The 513-nt window shown below is 74.9% G+C and carries 1 pseudogene; it reads left to right on the top strand.

What is annotated here, in order from left to right:
- Positions 1 to 513: pseudogene (locus ETD83_RS43440) on the top strand (Acg family FMN-binding oxidoreductase); the annotation flags it as partial.

The raw sequence follows: 513 nt of genomic DNA, 5'->3' as shown, positions 1-513 counted from the left end.
CCGATCCGGTCGGCGCCGGCGGCCTGACGGCGCTGCGGCACGCCGCCGAGCAGGAGGGCGGCCGGCTCATCCAGGCCGTCGACGCGCATGTCAAGGGGACCTTGGCGGCTTTGACCGACGCCGCCGAGCACGTGCAGCAATGCACGTCCTCGTACGCGGCGGAGATCGGCCGCTGGGCGCCGGCGCCGGCCACGTCCCGCAAGGACGGCGTCCAGCAGGGCGCCTACCCCCGGCAGACTCCGCGGACCGAGCCGCACTTCCCGGCCCGCGACTTCGCGCGCGGCCAAGGTTGGGGCGTCGAGCCGTCCGGCGACGACGGCACGGCCCGCGCCGGAGCCGTGGTGCTGCTGGTCACCGGGGATGACACGCCCGCTGCGTGGCTGGAGGCGGGGCAGGCGCTGCAGCGTGTCCTGCTGCGGGCCGCCGAGCACGACCTGGCTGCCGTTTACCACACGCAGGCGCTGCAGGTTCCGGAACTTCGCGCGTTCATCCGGGCTCGTTTCTGCGGTGACG

It is taken from the genome of Actinomadura soli, assembly GCF_005889715.1.
GTDB classification, from domain to species: domain Bacteria; phylum Actinomycetota; class Actinomycetes; order Streptosporangiales; family Streptosporangiaceae; genus Spirillospora; species Spirillospora soli.
The sequence above is the reverse complement of the archived record's forward strand: the minus strand, read 5'-3'. Positions and strand labels throughout refer to the sequence as shown.